This window comes from Streptomyces sp. NPDC127595, from assembly GCF_042671685.1.
In the GTDB taxonomy this organism is placed as follows: Bacteria; Actinomycetota; Actinomycetes; order Streptomycetales; family Streptomycetaceae; genus Streptomyces.
Window position 1 is genome coordinate 1 of the sequence record NZ_JBHXWK010000008.1, and the last position, 14852, is coordinate 14852.

16 protein-coding genes are annotated in these 14852 nt (G+C 71.4%); 11 read left to right on the forward strand and 5 right to left on the reverse strand.

Features of this window, described 5'->3' with window-relative positions; translation table 11 throughout:
- Positions 1-64: 64 nt before the first annotated feature.
- On the reverse strand, positions 65-691 hold the full coding sequence (locus ACFVKT_RS24910) for a winged helix-turn-helix transcriptional regulator (protein WP_385735054.1): 627 nt from the start codon (positions 689-691) through the stop codon (positions 65-67).
- A gap of 85 nt (positions 692-776) precedes the next feature.
- On the opposite strand from ACFVKT_RS24910, the gene ACFVKT_RS24915 reads away from it, so the two are divergent.
- From ACFVKT_RS24915 to ACFVKT_RS24930, 4 genes are all read left to right on the forward strand, one after another.
- Positions 777-1985: a pyridoxal phosphate-dependent aminotransferase gene (locus tag ACFVKT_RS24915; RefSeq protein WP_385735056.1), complete on the forward strand. Its 1209-nt coding sequence runs from the start codon at positions 777-779 to the stop codon at positions 1983-1985.
- A gap of 172 nt (positions 1986-2157) precedes the next feature.
- Positions 2158-2808, forward strand: coding sequence for a histidine phosphatase family protein (locus tag ACFVKT_RS24920; protein ID WP_385735058.1), 651 nt, complete (start codon positions 2158-2160; stop codon positions 2806-2808).
- A gap of 21 nt (positions 2809-2829) precedes the next feature.
- Positions 2830-3468, forward strand: a complete 639-nt coding sequence (locus ACFVKT_RS24925; RefSeq protein WP_385735060.1) for a hypothetical protein — start codon at positions 2830-2832, stop codon at positions 3466-3468.
- Positions 3469-3543: 75 nt separating this feature from the next.
- Positions 3544-3966, forward strand: coding sequence for an acyl-CoA thioesterase (locus tag ACFVKT_RS24930; RefSeq protein WP_385735062.1), 423 nt, complete (start codon positions 3544-3546; stop codon positions 3964-3966).
- 172 nt (positions 3967-4138) lie between these two features.
- Here ACFVKT_RS24930 and ACFVKT_RS24935 read toward each other — a convergent pair whose 3' ends face one another.
- Both ACFVKT_RS24935 and ACFVKT_RS24940 read right to left on the reverse strand, forming a co-directional pair.
- A complete protein-coding gene (locus tag ACFVKT_RS24935; protein ID WP_385735064.1) occupies positions 4139-5449 on the reverse strand; it encodes a sensor histidine kinase in 1311 nt (436 codons plus the stop codon).
- Positions 5450-5457: 8 nt separating this feature from the next.
- A complete protein-coding gene (locus ACFVKT_RS24940; protein WP_385735066.1) occupies positions 5458-6114 on the reverse strand; it encodes a response regulator transcription factor in 657 nt (218 codons plus the stop codon).
- A gap of 225 nt (positions 6115-6339) precedes the next feature.
- On the opposite strand from ACFVKT_RS24940, the gene ACFVKT_RS24945 reads away from it, so the two are divergent.
- From ACFVKT_RS24945 to ACFVKT_RS24960, 4 genes are read left to right on the forward strand one after another with little or no spacing between them, the layout of a single operon-like run.
- Entirely contained in the window at positions 6340-6864 is a 525-nt protein-coding gene (locus ACFVKT_RS24945) for a hypothetical protein (protein WP_385735068.1), read from the forward strand.
- Positions 6857-8116, forward strand: a complete 1260-nt coding sequence (locus ACFVKT_RS24950; protein WP_385735070.1) for an efflux RND transporter periplasmic adaptor subunit — start codon at positions 6857-6859, stop codon at positions 8114-8116. Before ACFVKT_RS24945 ends, ACFVKT_RS24950 begins: the two co-directional genes overlap by 8 nt.
- Complete coding sequence (locus ACFVKT_RS24955; protein ID WP_385735072.1) at positions 8113-8814, forward strand: ABC transporter ATP-binding protein; 702 nt, start codon at positions 8113-8115, stop codon at positions 8812-8814. The genes ACFVKT_RS24950 and ACFVKT_RS24955 overlap by 4 nt, the downstream gene beginning before the upstream one ends.
- The gene (locus ACFVKT_RS24960) at positions 8811-10037 is read left to right on the forward strand and encodes an ABC transporter permease (RefSeq protein ID WP_385735073.1); all 1227 of its coding nucleotides are present in this window, start codon (positions 8811-8813) and stop codon (positions 10035-10037) included. Before ACFVKT_RS24955 ends, ACFVKT_RS24960 begins: the two co-directional genes overlap by 4 nt.
- Positions 10038-10096: 59 nt before the next feature.
- Here the strand turns inward: ACFVKT_RS24960 and ACFVKT_RS24965 are convergent, their stop codons facing one another.
- On the reverse strand, positions 10097-10498 hold the full coding sequence (locus ACFVKT_RS24965) for a winged helix-turn-helix transcriptional regulator (RefSeq protein WP_385735075.1): 402 nt from the start codon (positions 10496-10498) through the stop codon (positions 10097-10099).
- Between the two features lie 66 nt (positions 10499-10564).
- On the opposite strand from ACFVKT_RS24965, the gene ACFVKT_RS24970 reads away from it, so the two are divergent.
- The gene (locus ACFVKT_RS24970) at positions 10565-12076 is read left to right on the forward strand and encodes an MFS transporter (RefSeq protein WP_385735077.1); all 1512 of its coding nucleotides are present in this window, start codon (positions 10565-10567) and stop codon (positions 12074-12076) included.
- On the opposite strand, the gene ACFVKT_RS24975 is transcribed toward ACFVKT_RS24970, so the two are convergent.
- The gene (locus tag ACFVKT_RS24975; protein ID WP_385735079.1) at positions 12049-12894 is read right to left on the reverse strand and encodes an NAD(P)H-binding protein; all 846 of its coding nucleotides are present in this window, start codon (positions 12892-12894) and stop codon (positions 12049-12051) included. The two genes, ACFVKT_RS24970 and ACFVKT_RS24975, sit on opposite strands and share 28 nt — an antisense overlap.
- 96 nt (positions 12895-12990) lie before the next feature.
- On the opposite strand from ACFVKT_RS24975, the gene ACFVKT_RS24980 reads away from it, so the two are divergent.
- Positions 12991-13821 (forward strand): helix-turn-helix domain-containing protein, encoded by an 831-nt coding sequence (locus tag ACFVKT_RS24980; RefSeq protein ID WP_385735081.1) that lies wholly within the window; start codon positions 12991-12993, stop codon positions 13819-13821.
- A 155-nt stretch (positions 13822-13976) separates the two neighbouring features.
- On the forward strand, positions 13977-14792 hold the full coding sequence (locus ACFVKT_RS24985; RefSeq protein ID WP_385735083.1) for a chitosanase: 816 nt from the start codon (positions 13977-13979) through the stop codon (positions 14790-14792).
- The last annotated feature ends 60 nt before the right edge of the window (positions 14793-14852 follow it).

The window sequence follows — 14852 nt, forward strand, 5'->3', positions numbered from 1 at the left end:
GGGGGCGGCAGCCCCCAGGAACAAGGGACGGGCAGGGGCGGAGGGGGCGAAAAACACCCCACCCTCACCCCTCCCGCAACCCCTTCGCCAACGCCCCCTCCCCCACCACCGCGACCCGCCCCTCCCGCACCGCGTCGAGCAGGGTCAACTCCCCCCGGCTGACGGCCTCGCAGGTCCCCGTGTCGAGGGACAGCCGGACGTCCGGCTCCTCCCGGGCGGGCCCGTCCCCGTACACGGGCCCCTCCTCCGCTCCCAGCCACACATGGAACTCCCCCTCGTCCAGGCGGACTTCCACAAGGCCCGTACCCTCCAGCCCCCGAAGCAGCGGCAACGCGAACCAGTGCGCCCGTACGGCGTCGGTGGGCCGCCGCTCGCCGAGCTCGGCGGCACCCCAGTCCCCGAGCGCCTGCAACACGGGGAGCAACTCCCGCCCGCGGGAGGTGAGTTCGTAGACGAACGCCGCGCCGGGCGGCGGAAGGCGCCGCCGGGTGGTCAGCCCGTCGCGCTCCATGTCCTTGAGCCGGGACGCGAGGACGTCCGTGCTCACGCCGGGCAGGTCCGCGTGCAGGTCCGTGTAGCGGCGCGGTCCGCCGAGGAGTTCGCGGACGATCAGGAGGGTCCAGCGGTCACCGACGGCGTCGAGCGCCCGGGCAGCGGAACAGTACTGGTCGTAGCTTCGGCGAGGTGACATGCGACGCAGTCTAGACATGTTGTTGGACTTTCCAAGCGCCTGCTTGGTAAAACCAAGCATCACAACGAACCGGAGGGCACAGCGCATGGAGTTCCGGCAGTCGAGCAAACTCAGCGAGGTCTGTTACGAGATCCGGGGCCCGGTGATCGAGCACGCCGACGCGCTGGAGGCGGCGGGCCACAGCGTGCTGCGCCTCAACACCGGCAACCCCGCGCTCTTCGGTTTCGAGGCACCGGACGAGATCCTCCAGGACATGATCCGGATGCTCCCGCAGGCACACGGCTACACGGACTCACGCGGCATCCTCTCCGCCCGCCGCGCGGTGGCCCAGCGCTACCAGGACCGCGGGCTGGAGGTCGGCGTCGACGACGTCTTCCTCGGCAACGGCGTCTCCGAACTGGTGTCGATGGCCGTACAGGCGCTGGTCGAGGACGGCGACGAAGTCCTCATCCCCGCCCCGGACTTCCCCCTCTGGACGGCGGTGACCACGCTGGCCGGCGGCAAGGCCGTGCACTACCTCTGCGACGAACAGTCCGACTGGTACCCGGACCTGGCCGACATGGCCGCGAAGATCACCGACCGGACGCGCGCCGTCGTCATCATCAACCCCAACAACCCGACGGGCGCGGTGTATCCCAAGGAGATCATCGAGGGCATCCTCGACCTCGCCCGCCGCCACGGCCTGATGGTGTTCGCCGACGAGATCTACGACCAGATCCTGTACGACGACGCCGTGCACCACTCGGCCGCCGCACTCGCCCCCGATCTGGTCGTCCTCACCTTCTGCGGCCTGTCGAAGACCTACCGCGTCGCGGGATTCCGCTCCGGCTGGCTGGTCGTCACCGGCCCCAAGCAGCACGCGCGCAGCTATCTGGAGGGCCTGACGATGCTCGCCTCCATGCGGCTGTGTGCCAACGCGCCCGCCCAGTACGCCATTCAGGCCGCGCTCGGCGGGCGCCAGTCCATCCACGACCTGACCGCCCCCGGTGGCCGCCTGCACGAACAGCGCAACCGCGCCTGGGAGAAGCTCAACGAGATCCCCGGCGTCTCGTGCGTGAAACCGAAGGGCGCCCTGTACGCCTTTCCGCGCATCGACCCCGCGGTCCACAAGATCCACGACGACGAGAAGTTCGTCCTGGACCTCCTTCTCCGCGAGAAGATCCAGGTCGTCCAGGGCACCGGCTTCAACTGGCCCCGTCCCGACCACTTCCGCATCCTCACCCTCCCCCACGCCGACGACCTCGACGCGGCGATCAGCCGGATCGGGCGGTTCCTGAGCGGGTACCGGCAGTAGGGGGTGCCGGCGGCAGCACGTGCCGGCGGCAGCACGTGCCGGCGGCAGGGCCGACCGGCGCAGCCGGTGCTGCGACGGACGCCGGCCGGTGCCACCGTACGAAGACAGTCATGTACGAAGGCAGTCGCGTACGAAGGACAGTCGCGTACGACGGGACAGAAAGGGTTTCGCGATGGGTGACCTTCTCCTCGTCCGGCACGGTGAGACCGAGTGGTCGCTGTCCGGGCGGCACACGGGCTCGACCGACGTCCCGCTGACGGAGAACGGCCGGGAGCAGGCGCGCAGGCTCGCTCCGCTGATCGCCCGCCACCACATCGCGGCGGCGTTCGTCAGCCCGATGCAGCGGGCCAAGGAGACGGCACGGCTGGCCGGGATCGGCGGGGCACGGGTCGACGCGGACCTGTCCGAGTGGGACTACGGCGGGTACGAGGGGATCACGACCGTCAAGATCCATCGGGAGCGGCCCGACTGGTTCCTGTTCACGGACGGGGTCACGCCCGGACCGCCCGAGCACCCCGGGGAGAGTCCGGAAGAGGTCGGGGCGCGCGCGGAGCGGATGCTGGCCAAGATCGACGCGGCGCTCGCCGAGGCGGAGGGCAGTGTGGTGGTCGTGTCGCACGGGCACTTCCTGCGGGTACTGACCGCGCGGCGGCTGGGGCTGCCGGCCGGGGACGGCGCCCTGTTCCAGCTCGGCACCGGGACGATCAGCCGGCTGAGCACGGAGCACCGGCGGCATGTGGTGGCCGGCTGGAATGTCAGACCCGGCTCGTACTGTTCTCATGAGCCGCTCTCCCCTCCGGGACAGGGGCCCGAGGAGCACTGACCGGCCTGGAGGGAGCGCGCCGTGACACGACCGCCGACCGCCGCACAGCGGCGTGTCATCGACGCCGCCGACCCCGTGACCGGACGGCTGAAGGGTACGGAGACCCAGCTCGCCGCACTGGTGAAGCGCGGGCTCGCCTTCCGGCATCCCAGGCCGCCGCACGACCACTTCCTGACACCCGCCGGGCATCGCATACGTGAGGCTCCCGAGCCCCAGCTCCAGCCGGTCGCGGAGACGTCCGTGTCCGCCGGCGCAGGGGTGTTCGCCGCCCGGATCGGCGGCGAGCAGGCGGCCGACAGCGGCCCCTCCCGGATACGCGAGGTGCACAGCGCCTGGCAGGGGCTGCTGGAGATGCGCCGGATGACCAATCCGGACGGCGCCACCGACCGTCCCTGCGCGTGGGAGCGGACGCATCTGGTGCAGGCCGCGGCGCTCGCCCTGGAGGCGGCGGGCCACCGGCCCGCGGACGCGGATGCCGGGAGCGCCGGTTATCGGGTGCGCGCGACACCGCAGCCGGAGGCGGTCGCCGTGCGCGAGCCGGACCCCGACGCGTTGCGTGCCTGCGCGGCCACGCTGGAGAAGGCGGGCTGGCAGGTCGGCGAGCACACGGAGCCGCGCACCGGTGCCCGGTATGTGCTGGCTTCGCCCCGGCGGGTGTGACCACGCCGGAATGGCTTGCTGTAGAAGGGAGTTGGACTGATTGGATCAGACCTGACCGTCGTTGAAGGGGAAGTCGTGGCAGAGCAGTTTTCGGTACCGGTCACCGTCCGCGGGTACGAGACCGATGTGCAGGGACACCTCAACCAGAGCGTCTATCTGCAGTACGCGGAGCACGCCCGCTGGGCGTTGATGCACGCGGCCGGGATCAGCCAGACGGAGCTGATGGGCAAGGGCGTGGGCCCGGTGGTCCTGGAGACGACCATCCGCTATCTGCGGGAGCTGCGCGCGGGCGACGAGGTCGAGGTGACATGCGGCTTTGCCTGGGGGACGGGAAAGTCCTTCCGGATCGAGCAGACCATACGCAAGACGGACGGCACGGTGTCCGCCGAACTCACCTGCGTCGGCGGGCTGCTGGACCTCAAGGAGCGCAGGCTGGTCGCGGACCCGCGGGAGTACTTCCGGGCACTCGCAACCGACCCGCAGGGGTTCGGCCTCTGAACGGCCCGGCCTTGCCCTGACGGCCGTCGCCCCGGTGTCAGTGCCCAACTCTGACAGCCGTCGCGCCGGTGTCACGGCCCTGCGCTGAAGGCCGCCACACCGGCTTTGTGCCTTTACCCTGAAGGCCGCCGCACCGGTGTTATGCCTTCCCCTGAAGGCCCTCGCGTCGGTGTCATGGGCGCGCGTCCTGCGGGCAGCCCGGCAGGGTCACCGTAACCGTAAGGCCGCCGTCCTCGCGTGGGCCGGCCAGGGCCTCTCCGGAGTGGGCGCGGGCGATGGAGCGGACGATGGACAGGCCGAGGCCGGCGCCCTTCGAGGTGACCACGCGGTCGACACCGAGACGCCGGAAGGGCTCGAAGAGAGCGGGGAGTTCGTACGGCGGCACGGCGGGACCGGAGTTGGTGACCTCCACCTCCACCCGGCCCTCGTCGTTCGTACGGCTGACCACCTGGACCCAGCCCCCGGCGCCGGTGTTGTGCCGGATGCCGTTCTCGACCAGGTTGTGGACGAGGCGTTCGAGGAGCAGCGCGTCGCCGAGGACGAGCGCCTCCCCGGCCTTCTCCTCTACGGTGACTCCGGCGCGCTCCGCCTCCCCCGTGATCTGGTCCGTCACATGGGTCACCACGTCGGCGAGGTCGACGGGCAGCCGCTCGGCGATCTCGTTCTCCGAGCGGGCGAGGAGCAGCAGGCCGGTGATCAGCCGCTCGTGCCGGTTGTTGATCTCCAGCAGGTTCTCGCCGAGTTGCCGGACGTCCTCGGAGGCCGTCTTGCGGTGCATGGCCACCTCGACGAGCGCGCGGCCCAGCGTCAGCGGGGTCCGCAGTTCGTGGGAGGCGTTGGCGACGAAGCGGCGCTGGCCGTCGAAGGAGCGGTCGAGCCGCTCGACCATGGTGTCGAAGGTGTCGGCGAGATCCTTGACCTCGTCGTCGGGGCCGCGCAGCGCGATGCGCTCATGCAGGCCCCGGTCGGCGGCGGGCGAGCTGGCGATGCGGTGTGCGGTGTCCGTGACCCGGTGCAGCGGTGCCAGCACGCGCCCCGCGATCAGCCAGCCGAACCCGGCCGCGACGCCGCCGACCACGAGCAGCGCGAAGCCTCCTTGGGTGAGCAGGGAGTTGGTGGCGACGTCCCGGAGCCGGTCGCTCTCGGCGTCCATCCATTTCTCCAGGTCCTTGAAGTCCGGCGGAGGCGTCGCGCCGCCGGCGGAGACCAGTGTCCGCTCGCCCTGCTGCTCACCGGTCGGCTGCGCGGAAGGCGTGCCCGTGCCCGCCCGCGACGAGGAGAGGATCTTCGTCCCCGAGCGGTCGAGCTGCTGGGTGAGCAGGGCGTAGGTGACACCGAGCAGGACCACACCGCCCGCGAAGAAGAGGCCGCCGTAGATCATGGTGAGGCGGGCGCGCAGGGTGATCCTGCGCGGAAGCAACCGGCGGGGCCACCGGAACCGTACCTTCGGCCGCGGCTCCGCCCCGCTCACGGGATGTCTCACGGAATCGCTCACTGGATCCGGTACCCGACACCGGTGACGGTCTCCACGACCGCCGGGTCTCCGAGCTTGCGGCGCAGCTTGAGCACCGCGAGCCGGACGGCCCCGGTGAACGGGTCGGCGTGTTCGTCCCACGCCTTCTCCAGGAGCTGCTCGGCGGAGACCGCGGCCCCCTCGGCGCGCAGCAGTTCGGCCAGCACGGCGAACTCCTTCTTCGACAGGGGGACGTAACGGCTGCCCCGGAACACCTCGCCCCGGGCCGGGTCGAGGGTGAGCCCCGCGCGACGCAGCACAGGAGGCGCGGCGGGACGCGCCCGTCGCCCCAACGCCAGGACTCGGGCGGTTAGTTCGGGGAAAGCGAAGGGTTTCACGAGGTAGTCGTCGGCGCCCAGGCCGAGGCCGAAGACCCGGTCGGTGATCTCGGCGGCCGCCGTGAGCATCAGCACCCGTGTGCTCGACTCGGAGGCGACCAGTTCCCGGCACACGTCGTCGCCGTGCACGAGCGGCAGATCGCGGTCGAGGACGACCACGTCGTAGTCGACGACCGTCGCACGCTCCAGCGCCGCCGCTCCGTCGTACGCGATGTCGACCGCGTGGGCGTGGCCGCGCAGCCACTCCGCGATCGCGTCGGCGAGCATCGGTTCGTCCTCGACCACCAGTACCCGCATCCGGTCACACCTCTCTCTGGGCGGAGCGCTCCGCAGGGCAAGGGTGCCGGGTGCCGCGTTTCCTTTCTGTTAGTGATCGTCGACAGGCCGCTCTGTCCGTGATCGTCGACGGGCCGCACCCGAGGCACTCAAGTGCCGTGGAAACACTGGGGAAACAGCCGGTCCTGTTCCCTCCTGGCGAGTGGCCGGAGAGCTCCTCCGGTCCCGACACGAGGAGACGACGCGATGCGGAAGCGGACCCGCGGCACACTCGCCGCCCTCCCGCCGGCACTCGCCCTGGCACTCGCCCTGTCCCTTTCGGGATGTGGTGCCGGCGGCGACACGGTGGAGACCGATGCGGCAGCGAGCAAGAACGCGCAGGAGGACCAAGGGGTGAAGTTCGCGCAGTGTCTGCGCGAGCACGGCGTGGACGTGGAGGACCCGGAGCCCGGCAAGGGGCTCCGGATCACCGGTCAGCTGCCCAAGGGTGAGGTCGACGCGGCGATGGAGGCCTGCCGCAAGTACGACCCCATGCAGAACGGGGACGCCAGTGCCGACCCAGAGGCGGAGGAGCGGGTGCGCAAGCTCGCCCAGTGCATGCGTGACAACGGGGTGGAGGACTTCCCCGACCCCGAGCCCGGCAGCGCGGGCCTTCAGATCAACCAGGACGTCGCCGAGGACCCCGACTTCGAGCAGGCCCAGAAGACGTGTGACAAGTACGCCCCTGACGGCGGCGAAGGCCCGTCGAACGACAAGGCCGGCGATGAGTGAGGCGGCGGTCGTGCCCGACGACACCTCCCCCGAGCGCACACCGTCCGAAGCGTCGCACGACCGGGCGCTGTCCGAAGGCCGTTCCGAGCAGGCGCACTTCGAGCCGCGGCCTGATGTCGACCACCCCGAAACCGGGACCTCCCCCTCGGAACCTGCCGAGCCGAATCGCCCGCGGCGCCACCGGCGCCGCCGCCGCACTGCCGTCATCGCCGTGGGCGTCCTCGCTGCGGTCGGCGGAGCGGCGGCCGCCGGGCTCGGCCTGGCCGGACGCGACGGATCGGGCGCCGCGTCCGCCACCCAACTCCCCCCGGCCACCGCCGAGGTGACCCGCCAGACCCTCAAGGACAGCCAGTCCGAGGACGGCGAGCTCGGCTACGGAACGGCGACCACCGCGACCGCCCGCATCCCCGGCACTGTCACCGAACTCCCGGACGCCGGCGAGAAGATCACCCGGGGCAGGACCCTGTACGAGGTCGACGACAAGCCCGTAACCCTGATGTACGGGGGGACTCCCGCGTACCGCGACCTGAAGCCCGGCGTCGAGGGCGCGGACGTCGAGGCGCTTGAGCGGAACCTCGACGCGCTGGGCTACTCGGGCTTCACGGTCGACGACGAGTACACCGAGGCGACCGCCGACGCGGTGCGGGAGTGGCAGGAGGACCGGGGGCTGGACGAGACCGGGGCCGTCGAGCTGGGCCGGGTGGTGTTCGCGCCGGCTGCCGTGCGGGTGGACGCGGTGGACGCCGAGGAGGGCGCCGCCACGGGCCCTGGCCAGAAGGTGCTGTCATACACCGGCACCGCACAGGTCGTCACGCTCGAACTCGACACCGCCGACCGGCGGTTGGCGAAGAAGGGAACGAAGGTCACCGTCGCGCTGCCGGACGGAACGAGCGTCGAGGGCCGGATCGAGGATGTCTACACCGAGATCGATCCCGGCGACGGCGGGCAGCAGGATCCGACGACCAAGGTGGAGGTGACCGTCGCACTGGACGGCGCCAAGGCGCAGAAGGCGGCCGCGTCCTACGTACTGGCCGCCGTCGACGTCCTCTTCACGGCCGGCGAGCGCAAGGACGTCCTCACCGTTCCGATCGCCGCGCTCGTGGCGCTTCCGGAGGGCGGTTTCGGCGTCGAGGTCGTACGGGGGTCGACCACGGCGTATGTGGCTGTCGAGACGGGGCTGTTCGCGAACGGGCGGGTGGAGATCACCGGCGAGGGCATCGCCGAGGGCACGAAGGTGGGGATGCCGGCATGATCTCGCTGACCGATGTCACCAAGGTCTATCCGGGCGGCGTCACCGCGCTGGCCGGGGTGTCCCTGACGATCGCGCGCGGTGAACTCGTCGCCATCGTGGGCCCGTCGGGCTCGGGGAAGTCGACCATGCTGCACATGCTCGGCACACTCGACCGGCCCTCGTCGGGCAGTGTCCGGGTCGAGGGGTACGACGCGGGCGCACTGTCGGACGCGCGGCTGTCGGCGCTGCGGGCGCGCCGGATCGGCTTCGTCTTCCAGCGGTTCCATCTGGCGGGCGGTACAACGGCGTTGGAGAACGTGGCGGACGGTCTGCTCTACTCGGGGCTGCGGCCGGCCGAGCGGCGCCGTCGCGCGGCGCAGGCGCTGCGCCGGGTCGGCCTGGGGCACCGAATGCACCACGAGCCGCAGGAGTTGTCCGGCGGCGAGCGTCAGCGGGTCGCCGTGGCCCGCGCGGTCGCCGGGGATCCTCCGCTGCTGCTCGCCGACGAGCCGACCGGGGCGCTGGACTCCGTGTCGGGCCTGGGCGTGATGCGGCTGCTGCGCGAACTGCACGGCACCGGCACCACAGTTGTGATCATCACCCACGACCGGGAGATCGCCGACTCGCTGCCACGGCGGGTGCGGATGCGGGACGGCCGGGTGGTCGAGGACACCACGGAGCGGGGCGTACGGGGCCTGGCGCCGGAGGTGGTCCGATGACCGTGGATGCTCCGCCCCTGACCGCGGATGTACTACGCCCCGCGCATCTCGGCCCCGCCGACGTCGTCAGAGTCGGCGCCGTCGGCCTGCGCACCCGGCCGCTGCGGGCCTTCCTCTCGGCGCTCGGCATCGCGATCGGCATCGCGGCGATGGTCGCGGTCGTCGGCATCTCGTCCTCCTCCCGAGCCGACCTCGACCGTGCGCTGGCGGCCCTCGGTACCAATCTGCTCACGGTGTCACCCGGCTCCACCCTCACCGGTGGAGAGGCCGAACTCCCCGCCACCGCCGAGGACATGGTGTCGCGCATCGACGGCGTGGAGTCCGTGTCGGCGGTCGGCCGGGCCGAGGACGCGAAGGTCTACCGCACCGACCGGATTCCCGAGGCCCAGACGAACGGCATCGCGGTGTACGCAGCCCGCACCTCTCTACGGGCCACGATCGGCGCCGAGTTGGCGAGCGGGACCTGGCTGAACGGGGGCACGGGCAGTTACCCGGCGGCGGTGCTCGGTGCGACGGCCGCCCAGCGGCTCGGGATCGGGCGCGCCGGTGCGGACACGCAGGTGCTGGTCGGCGGCACCTGGTTCACCGTGGTCGGGATTCTCCAGCCTTCGGAACTGACACCGGAGTTGGACACGGCGACGCTGGTCGGCTGGCCCGTGGCCGAGTCGGAGCTGGGGTTCGACGGGCATGCCACCACGGTCTACACACGCTCGGCCGACGAGTCCGTGACGACGGTCCGCGAGGTCCTCGGCGCGACCGCCAACCCCGAGGCGCCGAGCGAGGTCGAGGTCTCCCGCCCCTCGGACGCGCTCGCCGCCAAGCAGGCCGCGGGCGAGGCGTTCACCGGGCTGCTGCTCGGCCTTGGCGCGGTCGCCCTGCTCGTCGGCGGGGTGGGGGTGGCGAACACGATGGTCATCTCGGTTCTCGAGCGCCGGGCGGAGATCGGGCTGCGCCGCTCGCTGGGCGCGACGCGGCGGCAGATCCGTACGCAGTTCCTGGCGGAGTCCCTGCTGCTGTCCGCCCTCGGCGGCGCGGCGGGCGCCCTGCTGGGCCTGGCGGTCACCGCCGGGTACGCCCTCTACCAGGGCTGGCCGACCGCCGTACCGGCCTGGGCGCTGGCCGGCGGCATCGCGGCCACCCTGGTGATCGGCGGCCTGGCCGGCCTCTACCCGGCGATCCGGGCGTCACGCCTCTCCCCTACGGAGGCGCTCGCGACGCCGTGAGAAGGCGGATCTCGCGACGCTGCGGGAACCCGAGCCTCGCAAAACCGTGAGAACGCGGCCTACACGTCCAGCAGTTCCGGCCGGTGCTGGGCGTCGTAGGCCGCGCGCGACTCGGCGATCGTGCCGCGGTGCCGCTCGGCCCAGTCGGTGAGGGACAGCAGCGTCTCGTACAACTCATGCGCCACCGAGGTGAGTTCGTACTCCACCTTCGGCGGCACGGTCGCATGGACGGTGCGGGTGACCAGTCCGTCGCGCTCAAGATTGCGCAGGGTGAGGGAGAGCATGCGGCGGCTGATGCCCTCCACACTGCGCTCCAGTTCGGTGAAGCGGATCGGCCCGTGCGCGGCGGCCACGATGATCAGCACGCTCCATTTTCCGGCGACCCTGTCAAGAACTTCGCGGACGGGGCAGGCCTGCGCGTGCACTGCCTGCGCGGTAACACCGGTGTTCCTCTGGGACATCGAAGTGCCTCCTTATGCCGGTCTCCATGGTCACTCACGATGTACCCCGTTACAAGTCGTGCACCTATGGAGAACGCCGAGGTCATCGCCATGCAGTCCCACACCCTGTCACCGACACCACGAACATACTCGCGCTGGGCCTCGCTGGCCGTGCTGTGCGCGGGCACCCTGATGACGGTCCTGGACGGGAACATCGTCACCGTCGCGATGCCCGCGATCCAGAGTGACCTCGGCTTCTCGGGCCCGGGTCTCGCCTGGGTCGTGAACGCGTATCTGATTCCCTTCGGCGGGCTGCTGCTGCTCGTGGGCCGGCTCGGGGATCTGGTGGGCCGCAAGCGGATGTTCGTCGCCGGGCTCGCCGTGTTCACCGCCGCGTCCGTCCTGTGCGGGGTCGCCACCGGCCAGGGCCTGCTGGTCGCCGCCCGCGCCTTGCAGGGCGTCGGCGGGGCGATGACCTCGGCGGTCGTGCTCGGCATGCTGGTCGCACTGTTCCCCGAGCCGCGCGAACAGGCCCGCGCCATCGCGGTGTTCAGCGCGGTCGGCGCGGGGGGCGGGGCGCTCGGCACCTTCCTCGGCGGAGCGCTGACGCAGGCGGTCGGCTGGCACTGGATCTTCCTGATCAACCTGCCGATCGGGGCGGTGGCGTTGCTCGCGGCGCTCCGAATCCTCGCCCCCGAGCAGGGAGTCGGCCTCGGCAAGGGCGCCGACTATCCCGGAGCGGCGCTGGTGACGGGCGCGCTGATGCTGACCGTGTACGCGATCATCGGTGCCGGCGACCGCACGCTGGGCGCCACACTCGCCCTCGCCGCCCTGTCGCTCGCCCTCTTCACCGGCTTCACCGTGCGGCAGGCGCGGGCCGCCCGCCCACTGCTGCGACTGCGGCTCTTCCGCTCCCGCGCCCTGACGGGTGCGAACGGCGTGCAGATCCTGATGATCGCGGGGATGTTCGGCTTCCAGTTCATCGGCGCGCTCTACCTCCAACGCGTCCTGGGCTACAGCGAGTTGCTCACCGGCACGGCATTCCTGCCCGCGCCGATCGCCATCGGGGTTCTGATGCTGACCCTGTCGGCGCGGACGATCGCCCGCTTCGGCCCGTACCGGGTACTGCTCGCCGGGCTTGTCCTCATCACGGCGGGCATGGCGCTGCTCAGCCGGGCCCCGGCCGACGGTGAGTACCTCGCCCACGTACTGCCTCCGCTGCTCCTCCTCGCCGCCGGCTTCGCCGCCGCGATGCCCGCGGTCACCGGACTGGCCATGTCGGGCGCCCGCGAGGAGGACGCGGGACTGGCCTCCGGCCTCTTCAACACCACGCAGGTGGTGGGCGGTTCCCTGGGCCTGGCGGTCCTCACCACCGTGGCGGCGAGCCGCACTGAACGGCTGCTCGGCGAGGGTGAGCGGCTGGTCGCGGCGACGGCGGACGGCTACCGGCTGGCGTTCACGGTCGCCATGGGGATCACCGCGACCGCGCTGGTGCTGGCGGCGGTGCTGCTGAGGCCGGCGCGTCTCTCCTCCTCCGCGGGCACGGAGGAGGGGACACCCAAGGCCGAGCGTCAGCTCCGCGCGAACGCCTCCCGGTGATCACGCGCCCACTGCGCATACGTACGCGGGGCACGGCCCAGTACGCGGCGTACGTCCTCGGTCAGCACCGCGTTCCCGCCCCTGCGGACGTACGCCGTACCCGCCAGGACACCTTGGGTGTGGATCTCGGACATCCCGGCTTCAAGGAATTGTGCGCGGAGCACGTCCGGGGGTACGTCGACGGTGGTGACCGGGCGGCCGAGGACCTCGGCGAGAGTGGCGGCCTGGTCGGGCGCGGTGAGGAGTTCGGGGCCGGTCAGGGTGTACGTGCGGCCCGAGTGCCCCGGCGCGAGCAACGTCTCGGCAGCTACCTCGGACACGTCACGCGGATCGATGACACCCTGCGTGCCCGTCCCGGTCATGTTGGGCACCGGGTCGCCGGAGTGGATCGCCTCCGCCCAGCTCAGCGTGTTGGAGGCGAACGACGAGGGGCGCAGCACGGTCCACTCCAAGTCGCTTGCCTGGACGGCCTGTTCACCGCCGAGGTGCCAGTTGCCCAGGGCAGGGTCGCCCGTGCCTATGGAGGAGAGCTTCACGACCCGCCGTACGCCTGCCGCCCGCGCCGCCGCGACCAGTGCCGCGTCGGCGTCCGCGTCACCGGGGCCGAGAACACCCACGGCGAAGAGGGCGGAGACCCCGGACATGGCGGCCTCGACGGACGCGGGCTCGTGGTAGTCGCCGCGCACCACCTCGACGCCGGCGGGCACCTGAGCGCGGGCGGGGTCCCGGGTCAGCGCGCGGGCCTTCTCGCCGCGCGCCGCGAGCTGTCGCAGAAGTTCACTGCCGATGGTGCCCGTGGCACCGGTCACTAGGATCATGTCCTCCACGGTGTCGAGCCGGTGCGGCCGGCCGCTAGGAAATTCCGGCACGGTTCCCGGGGCCGGCCGGCGCCTCGGCGCGTCTACCGTGGAGGGGTGACCACCCCGTATGAGACGAAGTCCGGTGCGAGCGGTCTCACCGCGGAGCGACTGGTGCTGCCCGGGGCGCTGCATCCCTGGTTCGTCGGCGCCGCCTTCACGTCCGTCGAGGGCGAGTTGCGCGAGCCGTTCACCCATGTCCCGGACGCGGCAACGAAGATGGTGGTGCGGGTCGAGGAGAACGGCCGCCGCGATGTCCTTGTCGTCGGCCCGCGCACCCGCGCCTCCTACCATGCGAGCAAGCGCCTCGCCTCCTGTGTGGAGCTGCGCCTGGAACCGGGAGCGGCACGCCCGTTGCTCGGTGTGGCGGCGGTCGATCTCGTCGGCCGGGTCGCACCGCTCGGTGATTTCCCCGGCGCCCATGCCGGGCAACTGGCCGACGAACTCCTCCCCTTGGAGCCGGAGCAGGTGGTCCCCCACCTGGCACAGGCCCTGCCCGAACGGCTCACTCCGGCCGACCCGGCACGTACGGAGCTGCTGCGCGCGGCGGTCGCGGCGATGTCGACGGACGTGGGCCGGCTGCCCGTGGGCGTACGGGAGTTGGCGGGGCGCCTCGCCGTCAGCGAACGCCAGCTGCGCAACCTCTTCGCGGACGGGGTCGGCGTCTCCCCCAAGCACTACGCCCGCATCGCCCGCGTACGCCACGTCCTCACGCACGCGCGCCGCGCGCCGGACACCCCCTGGGCCCAACTGGCCATCGCCACGGGCTATTACGACCAGTCGCACATGACCGCCGACTTCCGCACCTTGATGGGCGTGCCGCCCACCTCGTTCTTCACCGGCCGTCTTCCCGGGGCCCAGCCCTGCCAGGCCTACCGCCGCGCCTGAAACCCGGATGCGGCCACCCGGCGCCGTACGGCCGTAGAAGTTCCGACCTCTTCCTGACTCCGACCTCTTCCTGACGGGTATACGTCAACCACAATCTCTGGTAGGAAACTTTCCTAACAGTACGTGGAAGCGTCACTCTCCCCGACGGAGGTACCGTGCACACCCCCCACATACGCACGTCACGCCGCACCCTGCTCGCCCTGATCGGAGCTTCACTGGTGGCAGGTCCTGTCATCGCGACCCAGTCCGCGACCGCCGCAGCGATCGGTCTGGACGACCCGGCGAAGAAGGAGATCGCCATGAAGCTGGTGTCCAGTGCGGAGAACTCCTCGCTGGACTGGAAGGCGCAGTACAAGTACATCGAGGACATCGGCGACGGGCGCGGCTACACGGCCGGGATCATCGGCTTCTGTTCCGGCACCGGCGACATGCTCGACCTCGTGGAGCTGTACGCACAGCGCAAGCCCGGCAACGTACTGGCCAAGTACCTGCCCGCCCTGCGCAACGTGGACGGCACCGACTCGCACCAGGGCCTGGACCCCGGGTTCCCGGGCGACTGGGCCAGGGCGGCCCAGGACTCGGCGTTCCAGCAGGCCCAGAACGACGAGCGCGACCGCGTCTACTTCAACCCGGCCGTCCGGCAGGGCAAGACCGACGGGATCGGCGTCCTCGGCCAGTTCACCTACTACGACGCCATCGTGATGCACGGCGACGGCGGCGACAGCACCAGCTTCAGCAGCATCCGGCGGCGCGCCCTGGCTAAGGCCAAGCCGCCGGCCCAGGGAGGCGACGAGGTGACGTATCTGAACGCGTTCCTCGACGCGCGCGTCTGGGCGATGAAGCAGGAGGAGGCGCACTCGGACACCAGCCGGGTCGACACCGCGCAGCGGGTCTTCGTCCAGAAGCGGAACCTGAGCCTGAATCCGCCGCTGGACTGGAAGGTGTACGGCGACAGCTTCCACATCGGCTGATCCGGCCGTAGGCAGGGCGGAGGGCGCGACACCCGGGACACCCCCTGGGTAGCGCGCCCT

Coding starts and splice junctions, on each gene's coding strand:
- ACFVKT_RS24910 (WP_385735054.1), bottom strand. CDS start 691: ATGTCACCTCGCCGAAGCTACGACCAGTACTGTTCCGCTGCCCGGGCG.
- ACFVKT_RS24970 (WP_385735077.1), top strand. CDS start 10,565: ATGGAGAACGCCGAGGTCATCGCCATGCAGTCCCACACCCTGTCACCG.
- ACFVKT_RS24975 (WP_385735079.1), bottom strand. CDS start 12,894: ATGATCCTAGTGACCGGTGCCACGGGCACCATCGGCAGTGAACTTCTG.
- ACFVKT_RS24965 (WP_385735075.1), bottom strand. CDS start 10,498: ATGTCCCAGAGGAACACCGGTGTTACCGCGCAGGCAGTGCACGCGCAG.
- ACFVKT_RS24915 (WP_385735056.1), top strand. CDS start 777: ATGGAGTTCCGGCAGTCGAGCAAACTCAGCGAGGTCTGTTACGAGATC.
- ACFVKT_RS24940 (WP_385735066.1), bottom strand. CDS start 6,114: ATGCGGGTACTGGTGGTCGAGGACGAACCGATGCTCGCCGACGCGATC.
- ACFVKT_RS24945 (WP_385735068.1), top strand. CDS start 6,340: ATGCGGAAGCGGACCCGCGGCACACTCGCCGCCCTCCCGCCGGCACTC.
- ACFVKT_RS24950 (WP_385735070.1), top strand. CDS start 6,857: ATGAGTGAGGCGGCGGTCGTGCCCGACGACACCTCCCCCGAGCGCACA.
- ACFVKT_RS24920 (WP_385735058.1), top strand. CDS start 2,158: ATGGGTGACCTTCTCCTCGTCCGGCACGGTGAGACCGAGTGGTCGCTG.
- ACFVKT_RS24960 (WP_385735073.1), top strand. CDS start 8,811: ATGACCGTGGATGCTCCGCCCCTGACCGCGGATGTACTACGCCCCGCG.
- ACFVKT_RS24955 (WP_385735072.1), top strand. CDS start 8,113: ATGATCTCGCTGACCGATGTCACCAAGGTCTATCCGGGCGGCGTCACC.